The sequence below is a fragment of the Streptomyces sp. BRA346 genome (genome assembly GCF_052851135.1).
This window is the reverse complement of sequence record NZ_JAIWIH010000023.1, coordinates 156,853-176,010: the sequence shown is the minus strand read 5'-3', so window position 1 is coordinate 176,010 and position 19,158 is coordinate 156,853. Positions and strand designations below refer to the sequence as shown.

The window sequence follows — 19,158 nt, the reverse complement described above, 5'->3', positions numbered from 1 at the left end:
CTGCCCGCTACCGCGAGATGTCCCCGTACCCGTCGATCTCCTGCGGGCCGCGGGTGCCCGGCCCGACGTAGCGCGCCGAGGGGCGGACGAGGCGGCCCGTCCGCTTCTGCTCCAGGATGTGCGCGCTCCACCCGGCGGTCCGCGCGCAGGTGAACATCGACGTGAACATGGGCGCGGGGACCTCCGCGAAGTCCAGCGTGATCGCCGCCCAGAACTCGACGTTGGTGGCCAGCACCCGGTCCGGCCGCCGGTTGTGCAGCTCCTCCAGGGCGGCACGCTCCAGCGCCTCCGCGACCTCGTAGCGCGGCGCGCCCAGCTCCTTGGCGGTGCGCCGCAGCACCCGCGCCCGCGGGTCCTCGGCGCGGTAGACCCGGTGCCCGAAGCCCATCAGCCGCTCGCCCCGGTCGAGGGCCTTCTTGACGTACGCCGTGGCGTCGCCGGTGCGCTCGATCTCCTCGATCATGCCCAGCACCCGCGAGGGCGCGCCCCCGTGCAGCGGCCCGGACATGGCCCCGACCGCGCCGGAGAGCGCGGCGGCGACGTCGGCGCCGGTGGAGGCGATGACGCGGGCGGTGAAGGTGGAGGCGTTCATGCCGTGCTCGGCGGCGGAGGTCCAGTACGCGTCGACGGCGGCGACGTGCTTGGGGTCGGGCTCGCCCCGCCAGCGGCGCATGAAGCGCTCGACGATGGTCTCGGCCTTGTCGATCTCCCGCTGCGGCACCATCGGGCGGCCCTGGCCGCGCGCCGACTGGGCGACGTACGACAGCGCCATGACGGCCGCGCGGGCGAGGTCGTCGCGGGCCTGGGCCTCGTCGATGTCGAGGAGCGGTTCGAGGCCCCAGACGGGCGCGAGCATGGCCAGCGCGGACTGCACGTCGACCCGGACGTCGCCGGAGTGCACCGGGATGGGGAAGGGCTCGGCGGCGGGCAGCCCAGGGTTGAAGGCGCCGTCGACCAGCAGGCCCCAGACGTTCCCGAAGGACACATGGCCCACCAGGTCCTCGATGTCGACGCCGCGGTAGCGGAGCGCGCCGCCCTCCTTGTCGGGTTCGGCGATCTCCGTCTCGAACGCGACGACTCCCTCGAGTCCGGGTACGAAGTCGGACATCGGGCGGCTCCTCATGTGTGGGCGACGGGTGGACGAACGGCTGGTGCGGCTGGTGCGGGGCGGTGCGGAAGGTGCGGGCTGGTGCGGGAGGTGCGGTGTGGTGCGGAACGTACGGGCTGGTGCGGATGAAACGTCAGAGGGGCGGAGAACGGTGTCATCGGGGGTCGTCCGGCCCCGGGACGGCTCCACGGCCGACGGCTCGCGGTCCGTACCGATACCCGGTGGTGTGCCCCGTGCGCGCGGTGGTCACCCAGCGGGGGCGAAAACCGGTGCCGGGGCACCGCGCTGACAGGCGCATGTTCGGCCACGGCGCGGTGGCCGCGCCAGTCACGGGAGCGCGTGAGAAGTGGCACACCCCTTGTGCGGCGGGGGAGGGTTACGGACCCCCGACGCGGGGGAGGGGGAGCATCGCTCTTTCGGGGTAACCCGTGCGGTGGACCGATGATGTTGCAAGATATGCGCGTGCCTCACGTTGACCCGGAGCCCCCGGCTTCCCCCTCGGCTTACTCCGCGCGCACGTACGACCCGGCCGCCATGCGCGAGCACTACCGCGCGGTGGGCGTTGACGAGGCGGCCCTCGGGAGCACCCCGTTCCAGCAGTTCACGCGGTGGTTCGAGGAGGCGGTGGGCAGCGGTATCTACGAGCCGAACGCGATGGTCGTCGCCACGGCGGACGCGGCCGGGCGCCCCAGCTCCCGTACGGTCCTGATGAAGAGCTTCGACGAGCGCGGCTTCGTCTTCTACACCAACTACGGGTCGCGGAAGGGCCGGGAACTGGCCGAGAACCCCCAGGTCTCGCTGCTCTTCCCCTGGCACCCCATCGCCCGCCAGGTGATCGTGACGGGTGTCGCGCATCGCACCGGGCGGGACGAGACGGCCGCGTACTTCCGGACCCGCCCGCACGGCTCGCAGCTGGGGGCATGGGCCAGCGCGCAGTCGTCGGTGGTCGGCGCGCGGGAGGAGCTGGACCGGGCGTACGCGGAGCTGGCGGACCGCTATCCGCCGGGGGAGCAGGTGCCGGCGCCGCCGGAGTGGGGCGGGTTCCGGGTGGTGCCGGAGGCGGTGGAGTTCTGGCAGGGCCGGGAGAACCGGCTGCACGACCGGCTGCGGTACGTGCGGACGCCGGGCGAGGAGGGCTGGCGGATCGAGCGCCTGTCGCCGTGAGGCGTGCGGGACGTCCGGCGGCCCCTCGGCGCCCGGTCCCGGCGCGGGGAGCGCAGAGCACTCGGGGCCTCGGCACACAGCCGGAGACGCAGACGACCCGCGGGTCTGTCCCCTGGCGCCGGTGAGGGCGCCTGGGGGCCGGTCGGACGTACCGGCGACCCGCGGGCCGGGTGACTGCTTGGGATTGGCCGGCTGCGCACATCTTGCGTGCGCCAGTCCGGCGAATGCGCAGAGCGCGACGACGGACTGCTAGCCCGCAGCCACCTCACGCGTCCGGATTTGATACATCTGCCGAACCACCTCCCTTCTCGTGTGCTCCACACCTTAGGAACGCCCTCGCGCCGCACACAAGCAAATTTCCGAGAGGCAACGATTTCGCGGAATCCGGTGTGGCGCGCGTCACGTTCGAGTTCAATGTTCCGACGTGCACCACCACAGGCAGCCACGTCCGCCACGTCCCGCAGGGGGTGTCCGGTGACCGCTCCGCAGCGCTCCGAACCCGCGCGTCCCGCACGTCCCGTCCCGGCGCAGTCGGCGGCCGTGCCCGCGCCCGCGACCAGTCCCGGCCGGGATGACTCCGACCTGCTCGCCGCGCTCCTCGACGGCATGGACGCCGCGCTGTGCGCGTTCGATGCCGACGGCACCGTCACCCACTGGAACCGCGAGGCCGAGCGCATCCTCGGCTGGCCCGCGGCCGAGGCCGTGGGGCGCAAGGGGCTGGCGGGCTGGGCGACCCGCGCGGAGGACGCGCGGGACGTCGAGGCGCGGCTGATGGAGGCCCTGGACGCCACCGGGCGCCGGGTGCACGAGTTCGCGCTGCTGACCAAGGACGGCGGCCGGGTCCTGGTCCGCACCCAGTCGTCCGCCGTGCTGGGCGCGGACGGCCGCCCGGCCGGGGTGTACTGCGCGTTCAGCGAGGTGCACGCGCAGCTGGACCTGGAGCGGTCGATCGCGCTGAGCGAAGCGCTGCTGGCGGACGCGTCCTGGAGCGTCGTCCTCGTCGACGCCGACCTGCGGGTGGCGATCCTCAACGGCAACGCGGCGGGCGCCCTGCGCACCGGCCGCACCGCCGCGCTCGGGCGGCCGCTGGGCGAGTTCCTCGAGCAGGGCGTGGACGAGGCCGAGAACGCGCTCCAGCACGTCCTCGCCGAGGGCGCGCCCCCGGCGCCCACCGAACTGTGGGTGACGCTGCGCGAGGCGGCCGACGAGGCCCCGGAGGACGGGCCCCCGGCCCGCCGCTGCTGGCGCAGCGGCTTCCTGCGGCTGGCCTCGCCGCTCACCGAGGAGCCGGTGCCGCTCGGGGTGGCCTGGATCTTCCAGGACGTGACGGAGACGAAGGAGCACGAGCAGGAGAGCGCGCGGCTCCGCTTCCGCGGCAACCAGCTGCACCGGGCGGCACGGGCGGCGGCCGAGTGCGAGGACCCGATGGAGGCGGCCTCGGTCCACCTGGACTTCGCGCTCGCGGGCTTCGCCGACCACGCCCTGATCGACCTGGTCGTGGAGCGCCGTACGGAGGCGGCGCCGCCGGAGGCGCTGTCGTCCGGCGCTCCGGAGCCGATCCGGCTCTTCCGGGCGGCGGCCACGCCGTGCGGCACCGCGGGCCCGTGCTCCCCGATCGCCCCGGGCGGCATCCCGGTGACCTATCTGGAGGGCCACCCGGCGCTCCAGGCGGCCGAGCGCAGCGGTTCGGTGCGGGCGAGTGCGACGCGTACGGACGAGAAGGCGGCGGCGCGGTGGGCGGCGGCCCGCAAGTGGCCGGAGGGCTCGGTGCACGCCCTGTGCGCGGTGCTGCGCAGCCGCGGCCGCACCCTGGGCGTCCTGACGTTCCTCCGCGGCCCGGCCCGCCGCCCCTTCGACCGCCAGGACACGGCGTACGCGGAGGACGTGGCGGCCCGGGTCGCGGCCGCGGTGGACCTGGCCCGCTGACAACGGGACCGGATCTCCTACCGCCGGTAGAAGATCCGGTCCCCGTACTCCGTCATCACCTGGCTGTTCCACTCGTGGCCGCCGTCCACGTTGCCCGACCGCAGCAGGGGCGGCCGTACGCCGCGGGCCACCAGCTCCTCCACCCCCGCCGCCACCACGGCCTGCATCAGCGCGCTCGTCACCACGGTCGACGCGGGGGCGAAGGGCGCCCCGACGCCCTCCGCCGTCAGCTCCGCGTCGCCGACCGCGACCTTGCTGTCGAGGACCAGATCGCAATGGTCCTTGAGGAAGGTCCCCGACGCGTTACGGGACCTGGTCGTCGCCGCGTACGCCACGGAGGTCACGCCGACCACCGTGGCCCCGCGCTCCCGCGCGCCCGTCGCCATCTCCACCGGCAGCGTGTTCCGGCCGGACAGCGAGATGATGAACAGCAGATCGCCGGTGCGCAGCGGCCCCGTCTCCAGGACGGCCGTGGCCAGTCCCTCGACCCCCTCCAGCGCGCTGCCCAGCGTCGCGGGCACGATGTCCACGCCGACCACCCCCGGCACCGGGAGCAGGTTCACCAGGGCCAGCCCGCCCGCGCGATACACGACGTCCTGGGCGGGCAGGGAGGAGTGGCCCGCGCCGAAGACGAAGATCCGGCCGCCGCCGGTGACCGCGTCCGCGATCAGGCCGCCCGCCGCGGCGATGCGGTCGGCCTCCTCGTCCCGCACCCTGTGCAGCAGCCCGATCGCGGCGTCGATAAAGCGCCCTGCCGGCTTGCTCTGGCTCATCGCCGAGGCCCTTCGTGTCGGTGTTAACTTGGGTCCACATCCCCGTGGCGCGGATCACGTTGCGTTGTGGATCATGAAGCTGTCAATACCACCTCCGCCCAGCGCTACGGCAGTGGCCGATCCGGCTCTCTTGTCGGTGGGATGCGTCAGAATTGGGTTCAGGGCCACCGCACGACACCTCAAGGGGCACGCATGTCCGGATTGATCGACACCACGGAGATGTATCTCCGCACCATCCTCGAACTCGAGGAGGAGGGCGTGGTCCCCATGCGCGCCCGGATCGCGGAGCGGCTCGATCAGAGCGGCCCCACCGTCAGCCAGACCGTCGCGCGCATGGAGCGCGACGGGCTGGTGACGGTCGCGGGCGACCGTCACCTGGAGCTGACGGAGGAGGGCCGCCGGCTGGCCACGCGCGTGATGCGCAAGCACCGGCTCGCCGAATGCCTGCTCGTCGATGTGATCGGCCTGGAGTGGGAGCAGGTCCACGCCGAGGCGTGCCGCTGGGAGCACGTGATGAGCGAGGCGGTGGAGCGCCGGGTGCTCGACCTGCTGCGCCACCCCACCGAGTCGCCGTACGGCAACCCGATCCCCGGCCTGGACGAGCTGGGCGAGAAGGGCGAGGCCGACCCGTTCCTTGACGACAGCATGGTGAGCCTGCGCGAGCTGGCGCCCGGCACCGAGGGCAAGACGGTGGTCGTGCGCCGCATCGGCGAGCCGATCCAGATGGACGCCCAGCTGATGTACACGCTGCGCAGGGCCGGGGTCCAGCCGGGCTCGGTGGTGAGCGTGACGGAGTCCCCGGGCGGCGTCCTGGTGGGCAGCAGCGGCGAAGCGGCCGAGCTGGAGGCGGACATCGCCTCCCACGTCTTCGTGGGCTCCCGACGCCGCGGTGACATCAGCCGCTGCCGCGGCGGGCGGCATCTCGCGGCCCCGCGCTCGTCGCTCCCCCAGCTACCGCTGGGCGGTGCCCCCTGCGCCCCAGCTACCGCTGGGCGGTGCCCCCTGACGCCGCTCGCTGATCCGGCCTGATCGACAAGACACCCCTGGGCGCTTCTCACACCTCCTCCCACACCCTCCTGCGGCGTGTGCGCTACCTGCGGTGACGGTTTTTGTCTGGACCGGAGTTCGGGGAAATCGAGCGGGCGGGGGCGACCCGTGCAACCCTGTCGCTGACGCATATGCACAAGCGTGCTCGCGGTCAGGGGAGGGGGCTCCTATGGGCCCGGCGGGCGGCAGCGATGCCGAGCGGGCGTTCGCATACGAGGGCCCCGGTGCCATGAGGCGCCGGGGCCCTGCTTCCCCATGTCCCCCCGAAGGGCCCCGGGTCGTACGGGCCGCGCGAACGCGGCCGTTACGACCCGGGGCCGTAGCGACCCGGAGCCCCGAGCTCCCAGGGTCATCCCCCGCGGACTTCCTTCCCCGAGTAGTCCGCCTCCCGCTAGCTGTCTCCCCTCGGCGGAGGCGACCAATCCTTGAGGGCGGTCACTCGAATGAGGGGTGTTGCCCGGCACTTGCGGTGCGTTCGAATATGAGTTCGATACTGTGGGGTGGTGGGGGTTGCTCGGGAGAGGGATGGAGGTGCCAGACGACATGGTGCGACGCATCGACGTGACCGGAGCCGGCGGTGTGCGGCTCGCGGCCTGGGAGTTCACGGACCCGCCCAAGGCCGGAGGCCACGCGGGGGCGCGCGGCGGCCCCGGGGTGCTGCTGCTCCACGGGCTGATGGGCCGCGCCGCGCACTGGGCGGAGACCGCCCGCTGGCTCGCCACCCGGCACCGGGCCGTCGCCCTCGACCAGCGCGGCCACGGCCGCAGCGAGAAGCCCGCCGAAGGGCCGTTCGACCGCGGCACGTACGTGGACGACGCCGAGGCGGCCATCGAGCAGCTCGGATTGGGCCCGGTCGCCCTCATCGGCCACTCCATGGGCGCCCTGACGGCCTGGCAGCTGGCCGCCCGCCGCCCCGACTTGGTGCGGGCCCTCGTCATCTGCGACATGCGGGCCTCGGCGCTCGGCGGTGCCTCCCAGCGCGAATGGAGCGACTGGTTCCGGTCCTGGCCGGTGCCGTTCGCGACCCTGGCGGACGTCCGTCGGTGGTTCGGCGAGGACGATCCGCTGCTGGAGCGCCCGAACCCCGCCCGGGGGGACTTCTTCGCCGAGGTCATGGCCGAGCGTTCGGACGGCTGGCGCCCCGTCTTCTCCCGCCGCCAGATGCTGAAGGCGCGTGCGGCCTGGGCGCATGACGCGCACTGGGAGGAGCTGGCCCTGGTGGAGTGCCCGACCCTGGTCGTCCGCGGGCTGGACGGCGAGCTGGGCCGCGCCGAGGCCCAGGAGATGGTCCGCGTCCTCCCCCGCGGTGAGTACGCGGAGGTGGCCGACGCGGGCCACCTGGTCCACTACGACCGGCCGGACGGCTGGCGCCGCGCGGTGGAGCCGTTCCTCGCGGCGGCCCTCCCCGCGCAGCCCGGACCGGTGTAGTCCGGACGAGCTGGGAGTAGTTCGCGGATCAGCGGCGCGCGGGGAACTTCCAGACGAACGGCTTGCCGCCGATCTCGGTCCAGGCGATCTCCAGCCGCTTCGTGTCCGCCGGGATGAGGAAGGTGTTGCAGAGGGTGTAGCTCTGGCCGTCCTTCCAGTTCTTGATGTCGTCCGAGTCGGCGCAGCCCTTCGGTGCGTCACCGCCGATGACCTTCGCGCCGCGCTGCCCGTCCGCGTACACATCCGCGTAGTCGCCGACCCGCGGCCATTCCTCGACGGTGTCACCGGCCATATGCCGGTACGTCACATAACCGGTTGCGGGGACCTTGCCCCGGGCGTCCTTCGGGTTGGAGACCAGGGACTTGGCGTCGTCGGCGGTTCCGACGTCGACGCGCCGCGCGGTGATCGAGTAATACGGCTTGACGCCGGTGTCCTCTTTGAATGCCCGTGACGCGGACTGCCCGGGTTTCAGCACGGCCTTCGCCGCCGTACTCGCACCGCGCTCGCCGTTCTTGTGCGCGCTGAAGCGGGAATGCGGCTTGTTCTTATGGGACGTGGACGTGTGGCTCTTTTTCCCAGGAGATCCGCAGGCGGTGAGAGCCAGGGCCAGTACGGCAACGGGCGTAGCGATGCGCGGCCACGTTGTCTTGTTCAGCAAGTCGATCTCCCCAGCGTGATCCTTCTCGGATCGATGATCCTAGGGGCTCGAATTCCGTATCCGGGTCGTCAACTGTGTGCGTACTGTGACGGCCTGAGTGCGAGTGTGTGGAAGTAGCGGGGCGATGGAGGAGGGCGGGCTGCGGGGGGTGGCGGATGCCGCCACGGCGGGCGGCGGTGGCCGGATCCGGGCCCTGCCGCGGTGCGGACGAAAGTATTCCCATCCGGAATTCAACCTTCGTGGCATCAATGGCGTCTCCCGGTACGGCGCTTGCGGATTGGCTGCTGCTACGCTCAGCAACGCGCCATCGCGCATTAGCACAAGAACTAGGGGAATCACTGATCTCGGGGGGAGATCGCGTGAAACGTAAACATCAAGCCTCGATGGTCGTGCTCTCGGCGGTGCTCATGCTGGGCGGCTCGATCGCGATGGCACCCACGGCATCCGCCGTGGGTTCGTCGGCATGCCGGTTCAATTCGCCGGACGTCAATTTCAAGGTCGTCACGAGTGGTGCGAGATTCCGTTCCGGACCGGGAAGCAGGTACCACGCGAAAGGGACGCTGTACCGGGGAGACTCCTTCCGGTACTTCTGCCGTACCGGCGGTCTGGGCGGATTCATGAAGAGCTGGTCCTACGGAAAGATCCTCAAGCGGACCACCTCGGGCATCAAGCCCGGGACCCGGGGCTGGGTCTACAGCAAGTACCTGGACTAGCCGCCGAAGGCGCGCGAAGACGTGCAGATACGTTCCGTCAAGACGTACGGCGCACGAGGGGGGAACGGCGCGGGAGCGGGACCTGACCAGTCCCGCTCCCGCGCCGCTCGTTCAGCTCATGCGGAGGGGCGCTCAGCCCTTGCTCACCGCCGCCAGGATCTCCGGCAGCCGCCCCGCCGTCCGCGGCGCGGCCAGTCGCAGACCGGTCTCCGCGATCGCCGCGCCGTACACCACGCCCAGCGGCAGCAGCACCCACAGCAGGCTGTGCATCCCGCTCGTGTGCAGCCAGATCGTCAGGCCCAGCAGCGGCGCGCACAGCAGGGTGCCCGCGATCATGCCGCCGAAGAGGCTCATCCAGGCGAGCGAACCCTGCCCCGGTGCCACGTTCTTGGCGCTGTCCTGCGGGATGGAGTACGGGCGCAGCGCCGAGGCCATCGCGCCGGTCGCCAGCAGCGTGCCGAGCAGGCCGAAGGCGAGCCCGAGCGCTTCGGGGACGGCCGCCGGCTTCTTCAGGAAGGCGGCCGAGCCCACCACCGCCAGGAGCACGTACGGCACCCCGACCAGCGCCACCGCGAACGCCCGTCCGCGCAGTTCCAGATAGGCGTCACGCGGGGAGGAGATGGTCTGCGCGACCATCCAGAAGGCGGAGGAGTCCTGCCCGAATTGGTTGTACATCTGCATGCCCAGCATCCCGGCGGCCCAGCACGACCAGTAGATGCTGCCGTTGCCCTGGACGGAGGTGAGGAACGGCATCAGCAGGCCGACCCCCAGCGAGCTGACCCAGCTGGCCTTGGCCTTGGGGTCGCGCACCGCGTACCGCAGGGTCCGCAGCATGACCGTGCCGGTGCGCCCCGCGGGCAGCAGTCGGCCGAGCGCACCGCGCTCGGCGGCGGACGAGCCCGCCGCGTCGTCGCCCCGCCGGGGCTTCTCCTGCTGGATCGTGGAGCTGTCCGGCGCGGTCATCAGATGCGTCAGGCTGCGCGACCACCACCACATCAGCAGCGCCAGCGCGACCGCGCTCAGGGCGAACTGGGCGGCGGCGGGCCCGTACGCGCCCTCGCTCACGCCCCGCACGGCGTCGATCGCCGACGCGGGCGGCACCCAGCGCAGGATGTCCGCGGTGGGCCGCAGCACGCCGAGCCCGCCCTGGCCGGACAGCTTCTGCACGCCCATGTTCACGAACTGCACGCCGATCGCCACGAACAGACCGCTCAGCAGCGCCAGATCGCGGCCCTTGCGGCTGCTCAGCAGCCGGGTGTTGGCGGTCGCGACCGCCCGCGCCAGCGCCACGCACGTCAGCACGGCCAGCACGCCCGCCAGGACGGCGGCCGCCGCGGCGGCCGCCCCGTGCGCGATCGCGACCAGCGAACCCACCACCAGGGTCAGCGTGAACAGCGGGCCGACGCCGATCAGCGAGGACACCAGCAGTGCGCCGATCAGCGGCCGGGGCCGCAGCGGCAGCATCACCAGCCGGGTGGGGTCCAGGGTTTCGTCACCGCTGGGGAAGAAGAGCGGCATCACGGCCCAGCCCAGCGCGAGGACCGCGGTGAGCACGGTGACCAGCGCGTCCGCGTCGTCGACCCCGCGCAGCAGCACCAGGCCGAGCAGTTGGAGGGCGGCGAAGAGGACGGTGATGACGAGCGAGGTGATGTACGCGGCGCGGCGGCCCGCGGACTGCCGCAGCCCGTTGCGCATCAGCGACAGCTTCAGCTGGACGAAGACGGGCAGCAGCGAGCCGGTGGGCACCGGCGGGGGAGCGGGCGCCGTGGTGTCGAGCGGGCCCTTGGCGTCGAGGGGGTCGGTGAGCGTCATCGGGCGCCGCCGCCGAGCCAGTCGAGGTTGTCCCCGGAGCCCTGCTCGCGGGCGCCCACCAGCTCCAGGAACGCGTTCTGGAGGGACGGCGCGTCGCCCCGTACGTCGGCCAGCGCACCCTGCGCCCGGATCTTGCCGCGCGCCATCACCGCGACCCAGTCGCACAGCGACTCGACCAGCTCCATGACATGGCTGGAGAAGACGACCGTCGCGCCGGAGCGGGTGTAGCGCTCCAGCACGCCGCGGATGGTCTGCGCGGAGACCGGGTCGACGCCCTCGAAGGGCTCGTCGAGGAAGAGGACTTCCGGGTTGTGGAGCAGCGCGGCGGCCAGGCCGATCTTCTTCCGCATACCGGTCGAGTAGTCCACGACCAGCTTGTTCTGCGCACCGGCCAGGTCCAGGACGTCCAGCAGCTGGGTCGCGCGCTTGTCGACCTCGTCGCCGGGCAGTCCGCGCAGCCGCCCGGTGTACGCGAGGAGTTCGCGTCCCGAGAGCCGCTCGAACAGCCGCAGCCCCTCCGGCAGTACGCCGATCCGCGCCTTGACCTCGGCCGGGTCCTGCCAGACGTCGTGCCCGCCGATCTCGACGGTGCCGGAGTCGGGGCGCAGCAGACCGGTGATCATCGAGAGGGTCGTGGTCTTGCCCGCGCCGTTGGGGCCGACGAGCCCGATGAACTGCCCGGCGGGCAGTTCGAGATCGATGCCCTGGACCGCGATCTGCTCCCCGTACCGCTTCCACAGACCCCGCACCTGCACGGCCGGCCGCCGATGTGGCGCGGCGGGATCGGCCACCGCCTCGGCGGGTGTGTGTACGTCTGCGTCCGTGTGTGCGTCCGGCACTGGAATCCCCGTCTCCCGACATCAGGCTCGTCCGGGGACTGGTCGTGTCCCCGTCCGCGCCCACGATACGGGGGGCCTGTGACGGCGCCCAGAGGCGTCAGGCGCGCCGTGGCGCGTCAGCGCCCCGGGACGACCGGGGCGCGCGCCCGCGGGGCTCCCGGCCGCCGCGTCCCTGGGTCTCGCGTCCGCCGGTGTGGCGGCCGGGGGTCTCGCGTCCACCGGACTCCCGCCCACCGGTGTCGCGTCCGCGGGTCTCCCGCCCGCACGCGTAGGCGAGCGTGCTCACCAGCTCCTCGGCGTCCGGCAGCCAGCGGTTGGCGGCGGTCGGCCGACGGGCCCACTGGGTCGGGCCGTGCCGTCCGACCCGGGTCGGGGGCGCGACCACGTAGTCCCCGTCGCCGCGGGCGGCCAGGTCGACCGAGGACGGCGGCCAGCCCAGGTTCCGCAGCAGGTCCGGGATCTTCGCGGCGGCGCCGGGGAGCACGAAGAAGAGCATCCTGCGGTCCGGGGTGGAAGTGACCGGGCCGAGGTCGACGTTGCGGCGCTCCATCCGGGCCAGCGCCAGACAGCCCGCCGACTCCGGTACGTCCAGGGCGTCGAAGGTGCGGCCGGTCGGCAGCAGGATCGACGCGCCCGGGGTGCGGGCCCACATCCGCCGGACCACGACCGGGCTGCCGGTCGCCTGGTTCACCCAGTCCGGGGCGGTCGGATGGGCGCCGGGGGCCGGGCAGTCGGCCTGTCCGCAGGAGCAGCGCTGGAGGCCCTTCACGGTGTCCAGCCAGGCGCCGGCGAGCACGTCCCAGTGCCGTTCCTCCGCGTAGCGCACCGCGGCGTCGAGCAGCCGTTCCCCGCGCTGCTTCGGAATATGTGGTGTGCCTGTCACGTCCATGGTCTCTTCCACGACCAAGACAACTTCCGGCGTCAACAAGGGTTACGGCCGAGGCCACGGACCCGCGCGCATGGCCGCGCCCCAGGGCGCGCGGTGACGGCACGCCGGGGCGCATGGGTGCATGACCGGGGGCGCGTATGGGGTTCCGGCTGTGTAAGCGGGTAGCCACCATGCGTGACAGGCGTACGAGGGCGTTTTGGCGCGGCCGTACGCACGTACGTGAACCAAGCGGTCTATGTGGTCAATACGGGCAAGTTCCGCATTCGCCGTATACCTGCGATACCCGCGGGGAACTGATCAACAGGGACGGCATCCGCCGAGAACGCACAGCAGTCACTGGGGGTAAAACCATGGCCGCTAGGCCGCTTGTGGCGCGACAGCCGAACGAACGGCTGCAAGCGCTCATTCAGGAAGCCGCGTGCTCCAATGCCGGTTTGGCCCGCAGGGTCAACATGTGCGGTGCCGAGCACGGTCTCGATCTGCGCTACGACAAGACGTCGGTCGCCCGGTGGCTGCGCGGTCAGCAGCCCCGGGGCCGCGCACCGGGCATCATCGCCGAGGCGCTCGGCCGCAAGCTCGGTCGTACGGTCACGATCGACGAGATCGGCATGGCCAACGGCAAGAACCTGGCGTCGGGCGTGGGGCTTCAGTTCTCGCCGACCGTCCTCGGCGCGATAGAGCAGGTCTGCGAGTTGTGGCGCAGCGATGTCGGCCGCCGCGACTTCCTGACCGGCTCGACGGTCGCCGCCTCTGCGCTCGTCGAGCCCAGCCGCGACTGGCTGATCACCGGCGCGGACGCGCAGGTCGCGCGCACCGCCGGGGCCCGCGTCGGGCGCTCCGACGTCGCCGCGGTGCGGGCCACCACGGACGCGCTGGTCGAGCTGGACCACCGCTACGGGAGCGGCCATGTGCGGCCCGTCGTCGTCCACTACCTCAACAGCGTGGTCTCCGGGCTGCTCGCCGGGTCCTACCGGGAGTCGGTCGGGCGCGAACTGTTCGCGGCGGTCGCCCGCTTGACGGAGCTGGCCGGGTACATGGCGATCGATACCGGCCAGTCCGGGCTCGCCCAGCGCTACTACATCCAGGCGCTCCGGCTCGCCCAGGCCGCCGGGGACCGGGGATACGGCGGGTACGTGCTGGCCGCCAGCATGAGCCATCTCGCCGCCCAGCTGGGCAACCCCCGGGAGATCGCGCAGCTGGCCAAGGCCGCGCAGGAAGGCTCGCGCGGCCAGGTGCCGCCGCGCGCCGAGTCGATGTTCCTGGCCGCAGAGGCGCGCGGGCACGCGCTGATGGGGGACGCCCCGGCCTGTCAGCACGCGGCCGGGCGCGCCCTGGACGCGATGGAGCGGGCGCTGGGCAGCGGCGGTCCTTCCGGGGACGAGCCGCCGTGGATCCAGCACTTCGACCACGCCTATCTGGCCGACGAACTCGCCCACTGCCACCGCGATCTGGGCCAGGCCGAGCCCGCCCGGCGGCGTGCCGAAGAGGCCCTGGCGGGCCACCCGGAGGGCCGGGTGCGGCGCCGCGCCATCGGGCTGCTGCTGCTGGCCACGGCGCACGTCCAGGGCCGCGAGGTGGAGCAGGCGTGCCACGTCGGCGGCCAGGCGGTGGATCTGCTCCAGACGCTGCGCTCCAACCGGGGGGCGGAGTATCTGGACGACTTCCAGCAGCGGTTGGAGCCGTACCGGGACGAGCCGGTGGTACGGGAGTTCGGGGCGAGGCTGGAGGTGCAGGCGGCCTGAGCCCCTCCTGACGCCCCTGCCGCCGGTGACCAGTCTCTCCCTCCGGCGGGCTCATACCCCTGCGGGTAACCGGTAGCGTGAGCCGACGATTCGGTAATCGCTTCTTCAAGGAGACCCGGTGACGCAGAGCGGACAGGGGAACGAGCCGCAGCTGCCTGCGGTCCGTGAGGGCGTCGTACTGCCCGCTCAGGGCGGCCAGTGGCCCTCGGAGCCCTCGGAGCCCTCGGAGCCCTCGGAGCCCTCGGAGTCCACGCCGCCCTCGGGACAGCAGCACGGCGCCCCCGCCGGTGGGCAGGCGTGGGGCCAGCCCTGGGGGCCCCAGGACGCACCGCAGGGGCCGCCCGCCCCCGCTCCCGCCGCGCCTGCCGGGCCCGGCTCACCGCCCGCGCCCGCCGGGCCTCCCGCGGGCGCGGGCCCGCTGCCGCCCGAGGGCGCGCCGTACGGTCAGCCGGGGCAGTCCTTCGGCCCGCCGCAGGGGCCGGAGCAGTCGTTCGGGGCGCCGCAGCAGGCGCTGGGGGAGCCGTACGGGCCGCCGCCGGGCCCGGATCAGCCGTTCGGGTCCCCGGACCAGTCGTTCGGGGCGCCGCAGCCGGGGCCGGAGCAGTCGTACGGCCCGCCGCAAGCGCGGCCGGACCAGTCCGCCGGGACGCCGCAGGGTTGGGCGCCGCAACAGCCGCTGCCGCCACAGCAGCATCAGCCGCCCGCGTACGCACAGCCCCAGCCGCCGCAGCAGTCGCAGGCCTCGCAGCCGCCCGCGTACCAGCAGCCGCAGCAGCCGCAGCAGCCGCAGCAGCCNCAGCTGCCGCAGCCGCCGCAGCCCGCCGCGTACGCACAGCCGCAGGCGTCACCGCAGCCGCTGCCGGACAGACAGCCGCAGCCGCAGCCGTACGCCGGTGCCGCCGACGAGACGCAGATGCTGCCGCCGCAGCCCGCGGGCGACGCCGAGGCGACCCAGTACCTGCCCCCCGTGCCCGGCGCCGGGCAGGCCGCGCCCCCGCAGCCCCCGCCCCCGCAGTCCCCGCAGCAGCCGTCCGCCCGCGCGCCGCTGCCGCCCGAGAACCAGCCCGCCAAGGCCGAGGCGCCCGGCGAGTCCACCACCCAGCTGCGCACGGTGCGCCCCGGCCGGGGCGCCCACCGGGGCCGCGGACAGCAGCCCCCGCCCGCCGCACCGGCGGGGGCCGCCGAGGAGACCGCCGTCCTGCCGAGCCCGGTCCCGGCCGCCGCGCCGCCGCAGGCCGCTCGGTCCCGGCGCGGTCGGCAGCAACAGCAACAACAGCAGCAGCCGCCGAAGCCCACCGCCTCCCCCTTCGCGATCCGCCCCGGCCGTCCGGGCGACCGGCCGCCGCCCTCCGAGTTCGACGGGCTGTTCCGGGCCGAGGGCGCCGCGGGCGCCGGTGCCGATTCCCCCGGCGAGACGCAGCAGCTGCCGCAGTTCACCGCCCCGGCCCCGGCGGACAGCGGCGGCGGGCACGGTGGCCGGGGCGCCCGCGCCGGGCGCCGTCGCCGGATGTCGCCCGCCGTGCTCATCGGCATCGTGATCGCGGGCTGCGGGATCGCCGGGCTCGCCGCCGGAGCCGCGCTCAGCGCGGGCGGTGACGACGAGAAGAAGGACGACAACACGACGCTGGGCAGCTCGGAGCCGAGCGCCGCCGAGGACGAGCCGTCCAAGACGGCCGATCCCGCGGAGCCGCAGGCGAAGGCGCTGGACGCGTTGCTCAAGGACAGCAACAACAGCCGCTCGGCGGTGATCAACGCCGTGAACAACATCAAGTCCTGCAAGGCCCTGCCCAAGGCCGCCTCGGACCTGCGGACGGCCGCCCGTCAGCGCAACGACCTGGTGACCCGGCTGGGCAAGTTGACCGTCGACAAGCTGCCGAACCATGCCCAGCTGACCGCGTCGCTGACCACGGCGTGGAAGTCCTCCGCGCAGGCCGACAACCAGTACGCGGCGTGGGCCGATCAGGCCCGCGGCAAGAAGGGCTGTGCCAAGGGCCAGGCCCGCCGGACCGGGCGGGTCGGGGCGGCCGAGCGGGCCAGCGGCGAGGCGACCGCGGCCAAGCGGAAGGCGGCCGAGCTGTGGAACCCGCTCGCGGGGAAGTACGGCCTCACCAAGCACGAGGCCACCCAGCTGTGAGCGGAGACGGGCCGGTCCCCGCGGTGATCACTCCACGGTGATCAGTCCCGGGGGCCGTACCGCTCCAGCGTCTTCGCCACGTCGACGAACCCCTTGCGCACCGCGACCAGCCGCCCGTCGCGCACCACCTGGTAGGTGACGTCGGCGTTCACGATGCGCGGGTAGTCCGGCACGTTCAGCGGGTCGTCGTATCCCCAGCGCAGCGGGGGCGTCAGCCCGCCCGTGTCGACCTTGTGGCCGTGGTCCAGCGCGTTGCGCACGGTGCGCGCGCTGATGCCGTCCGGGCTCAGGGACATCAGCACGGAGCGCAGCGCGGTGTACGCGATCCAGGTGGTCTGGGTTCCGGCGTCGTCGGGGTCGATGCGGTTGTCGTCGAAGGCGTACTTGTTGATGACCTTCTTCATGGGGCCCCAGCGCGGATCGTCCGGGGCCGGGTACCAGCCCGTGGCGTACGTCCCCTCCAGCGGGCTGTTGCTGCCGCCCGTACTGTCGATGAGGGACTGCCGCACGCTGCCCATGATGGAGGCGATCCGCACCTTCGGGTGGTCCTCCTGGACGCGCCGGAAGGAGTCGAAGAAGGTGCCGGTGCGCTTGCCGAGCGCGGCGGTGACGCAGGAGTTCTCCAGCTTCGCGCCCGCGGCGGCGGAGCCCAGGGAGCTGTCGGCGCCGACGTCCTCCAGGGCGGTGGTGGCCTGCGAGCTGTAGTCGCCCGCGTCCTCGGGGGCGCGTATGTCGTGGGCGGGCTTGCGGCCCGCTGCCTTGAGCCCGGCGTCGAGGAGTTCGGGGAGTTCGTCACCCGCGATGGTGTCGGGGCGTACCAGCGAGACGCGTTCGCAGCGGGAGCCGAGCTGGCGGCCGTTGCCCGCGAGCAGCGTGGCCTGGCCTCCGTTGACCGGGTAGGAGTACGGGCTGTTGAACTCCTCCTGGGTCAGCCCGAAGCCGCCGATGTACGGGATTCCGGCGACCTCCAGCGGGGAGGTGAAGGAGCGGCCGTGCTGGCTGTACGAGCCGACGACCGCGACGGCCTTCGCCTTGCCCGCCTCCTGGGCGCAGCGCGCGGCCTGGACCGAGTCGTTGCGCTCGTTGCAGGTGATCACCTTGAGCTTGCGGCCGTGGATGCCGCCGCTGGCGTTGACCCAGCGGGCGTACGCCTGCGCCATGGCGGGCATTCCCGGCATATTGGTCGCCTTGGTGCCCTCGGGGGCCCATGTCATCACGACGATGGGCTTGTTGTCGGACCCCTTCGCCATCCCTGGCAGCGAGCCGCAGCCGGTCAGCGAGGAGGCGCCGGCAGCGGTGCACAGTACGGTGACGGCGGCTGCTCGGAGGGGGCGGGAGAAGGGGCGTCGCCGTCGGCTCATGGTAAGGGAGCTTGGTGCTCCGGGCGGAACACCTCCGCTCCGCCGGGGAACGCGCGGGTATCGGGAAGGTGAACACCCGGGGGTCGATGCGTCCCCGTGTGTGAAGAACGTACGATCGATCACTGTGCAAGGTTCGGAGAAGTCTTCCCGTCGCGGCCATCGCTCGACCACCATGGGCGGTATGCCTGTCAACGACATGCCGTGGTGGCGCTGGCGTACCAATGTGCGCTCGGGGCTGCACATGCTCTCTGACCCGGTCTTCCAGCAGGAGTGCTGGCTGGCCGGGCAATCCGGATACGGCGACGTCACCGACGCGGTCTACCGGCTGGTCGAGGACACCTGGCTGGACAACTGGTCCGCCGAGAAGTACGTCGGAACGATCTTCCGCGACTCCCAGGAGGCGGCGCTCGTCGACGTCGCCGTGCTGCGGGTCCTGAGGATCCTGCACCAGGTCGGCGCGGACGCGCCGGTCTCGGCGTACCTCGAACACCACGCCTGGCCGGAGGCGGTGCGGGCGGCCCGCGACGCCCATGTGCGGCTGGCCACCAACGACGGCGAGGACCCGGATGTGCCGCCGCGCACCCTGGAGGTGCTGTCGATCATGACGCGGGTCGCCTAGGGGGCAAGGCGCCCCCCTGGCGGCGACGGTCCTGAGGGGTGTCGCGGGTGTGCGACGCTATGGAGTCATGAGCGAGTCGCATTCTGTTCCCGACCAGTACATCCTCACGCTGTCCTGCCCGGACAAGCAGGGCATCGTGCACGCCGTGTCGAGCTTCCTCTTCATGACCGGCTGCAACATCGAGGACAGCCAGCAGTTCGGGGACCGCGACACGGGGCTCTTCTTCATGCGGGTGCACTTCCGCGCCGTCTCCCCGGTGAAGGTGGCGGACCTGCGGGCGAGCTTCGCGGCGGTCGGGGAGTCCTTCGGGATGGACTGGCAGATCCACCGGGCGGACCAGAAGATGCGCGTCGTGCTGATGGTCAGCAAGTTCGGGCACTGCCTGAACGACCTGCTCTTCCGCTCCCGGATCGGCGCGCTCCCGGTGGAGATCGCGGCGGTGGTCTCCAACCACACCGACTTCCAGGAGCTGGTGGGCTCGTACGGGATCCCGTTCCGGCACATCCCGGTGACGAAGGACACCAAGGCGCAGGCCGAGGCCGAGCTGCTGGAGCTGGTGCGGGCGGAGAACGTCGAGCTGGTGGTGCTGGCCCGCTACATGCAGGTGCTCTCGGACGACCTGTGCAAGCAGCTGTCCGGCCGGATCATCAACATCCACCACTCCTTCCTCCCGAGCTTCAAGGGGGCCAAGCCGTACCACCAGGCCCATGCGCGCGGGGTGAAGCTGATCGGTGCGACGGCGCACTACGTGACGGCCGACCTGGACGAGGGCCCGATCATCGAGCAGGAGGTCGAGCGCGTCGGCCACGAGCTGACCCCGGACCAGCTGGTCGCGGTCGGTCGCGACGTGGAGTGCCAGGCACTGGCCCGCGCGGTGAAGTGGCACAGCGAGCGCCGCGTGCTGCTGAACGGCCACCGGACGGTCGTCTTCGGCTGATCACGCCG

At 72.7% G+C, this 19,158-nt stretch carries 13 protein-coding genes and 2 pseudogenes; 8 read left to right on the top strand and 7 right to left on the bottom strand.

Going from position 1 to position 19,158, the window contains the following annotated elements; translation table 11 throughout:
* Window positions 1-7 precede the first annotated feature (7 nt).
* Window positions 8-1,108: a citrate synthase 2 gene (locus tag LCH29_RS26575; protein ID WP_446464233.1), complete on the bottom strand. Its 1,101-nt coding sequence runs from the start codon at window positions 1,106-1,108 to the stop codon at window positions 8-10.
* Between the two features lie 534 nt (window positions 1,109-1,642).
* Between LCH29_RS26575 and pdxH the strand changes: the two genes are divergently transcribed.
* Both pdxH and LCH29_RS26565 read left to right on the top strand, forming a co-directional pair.
* Entirely contained in the window at window positions 1,643-2,272 is a 630-nt protein-coding gene (pdxH, locus tag LCH29_RS26570; RefSeq protein ID WP_446464259.1) for a pyridoxamine 5'-phosphate oxidase, read from the top strand.
* A 414-nt stretch (window positions 2,273-2,686) separates the two neighbouring features.
* Window positions 2,687-4,198, top strand: a complete 1,512-nt coding sequence (locus LCH29_RS26565; protein WP_446464232.1) for a PAS domain-containing protein — start codon at window positions 2,687-2,689, stop codon at window positions 4,196-4,198.
* A 17-nt stretch (window positions 4,199-4,215) separates the two neighbouring features.
* Here the strand turns inward: LCH29_RS26565 and LCH29_RS26560 are convergent, their stop codons facing one another.
* Window positions 4,216-4,971: an SIS domain-containing protein gene (locus LCH29_RS26560; RefSeq protein WP_446464231.1), complete on the bottom strand. Its 756-nt coding sequence runs from the start codon at window positions 4,969-4,971 to the stop codon at window positions 4,216-4,218.
* 192 nt (window positions 4,972-5,163) lie between these two features.
* Between LCH29_RS26560 and LCH29_RS26555 the strand changes: the two are divergent.
* Window positions 5,164-5,853, top strand: a pseudogene (locus LCH29_RS26555) (metal-dependent transcriptional regulator); the annotation flags it as partial.
* Between the two features lie 708 nt (window positions 5,854-6,561).
* Window positions 6,562-7,446 carry an alpha/beta fold hydrolase gene (locus LCH29_RS26550; RefSeq protein WP_446464230.1) on the top strand — a complete coding sequence of 295 codons (885 nt, stop codon included), beginning with the start codon at window positions 6,562-6,564 and terminating at the stop codon, window positions 7,444-7,446.
* A 28-nt stretch (window positions 7,447-7,474) separates the two neighbouring features.
* Here LCH29_RS26550 and LCH29_RS26545 read toward each other — a convergent pair whose 3' ends face one another.
* Entirely contained in the window at window positions 7,475-8,104 is a 630-nt protein-coding gene (locus LCH29_RS26545; RefSeq protein WP_446464229.1) for a hypothetical protein, read from the bottom strand.
* Window positions 8,105-8,463: 359 nt separating this feature from the next.
* Here LCH29_RS26545 and LCH29_RS26540 point away from each other — a divergent pair, with 359 nt between their 5' ends.
* Window positions 8,464-8,817 carry an SH3 domain-containing protein gene (locus LCH29_RS26540; protein ID WP_446464228.1) on the top strand — a complete coding sequence of 118 codons (354 nt, stop codon included), beginning with the start codon at window positions 8,464-8,466 and terminating at the stop codon, window positions 8,815-8,817.
* 132 nt (window positions 8,818-8,949) lie between these two features.
* Here LCH29_RS26540 and LCH29_RS26535 read toward each other — a convergent pair whose 3' ends face one another.
* The 3 genes and pseudogenes from LCH29_RS26535 to LCH29_RS26525 form a co-directional block, all read right to left on the bottom strand.
* A complete protein-coding gene (locus tag LCH29_RS26535; protein ID WP_446464227.1) occupies window positions 8,950-10,629 on the bottom strand; it encodes a transporter in 1,680 nt (559 codons plus the stop codon).
* Window positions 10,626-11,420: an ABC transporter ATP-binding protein gene (locus tag LCH29_RS26530; protein WP_446464258.1), complete on the bottom strand. Its 795-nt coding sequence runs from the start codon at window positions 11,418-11,420 to the stop codon at window positions 10,626-10,628. Before LCH29_RS26530 ends, LCH29_RS26535 begins: the two co-directional genes overlap by 4 nt.
* Before the next feature lie 295 nt (window positions 11,421-11,715).
* Window positions 11,716-12,357, bottom strand: a pseudogene (locus tag LCH29_RS26525) (bifunctional DNA primase/polymerase); the annotation flags it as partial.
* Between the two features lie 350 nt (window positions 12,358-12,707).
* On the opposite strand from LCH29_RS26525, the gene LCH29_RS26520 reads away from it, so the two are divergent.
* Window positions 12,708-14,099 (top strand): transcriptional regulator, encoded by a 1,392-nt coding sequence (locus tag LCH29_RS26520; protein ID WP_446464226.1) that lies wholly within the window; start codon window positions 12,708-12,710, stop codon window positions 14,097-14,099.
* A gap of 2,175 nt (window positions 14,100-16,274) precedes the next feature.
* Here LCH29_RS26520 and LCH29_RS26515 read toward each other — a convergent pair.
* A complete protein-coding gene (locus LCH29_RS26515) occupies window positions 16,275-17,594 on the bottom strand; it encodes an ABC transporter substrate-binding protein (RefSeq protein ID WP_446464225.1) in 1,320 nt (439 codons plus the stop codon).
* Window positions 17,595-17,712: 118 nt separating this feature from the next.
* On the opposite strand from LCH29_RS26515, the gene LCH29_RS26510 reads away from it, so the two are divergent.
* Both LCH29_RS26510 and purU read left to right on the top strand, forming a co-directional pair.
* Complete coding sequence (locus LCH29_RS26510; protein ID WP_446464257.1) at window positions 17,713-18,213, top strand: SCO4402 family protein; 501 nt, start codon at window positions 17,713-17,715, stop codon at window positions 18,211-18,213.
* Between the two features lie 67 nt (window positions 18,214-18,280).
* On the top strand, window positions 18,281-19,150 hold the full coding sequence (gene purU, locus LCH29_RS26505; protein ID WP_446464224.1) for a formyltetrahydrofolate deformylase: 870 nt from the start codon (window positions 18,281-18,283) through the stop codon (window positions 19,148-19,150).
* Window positions 19,151-19,158: the final 8 nt, after the last annotated feature.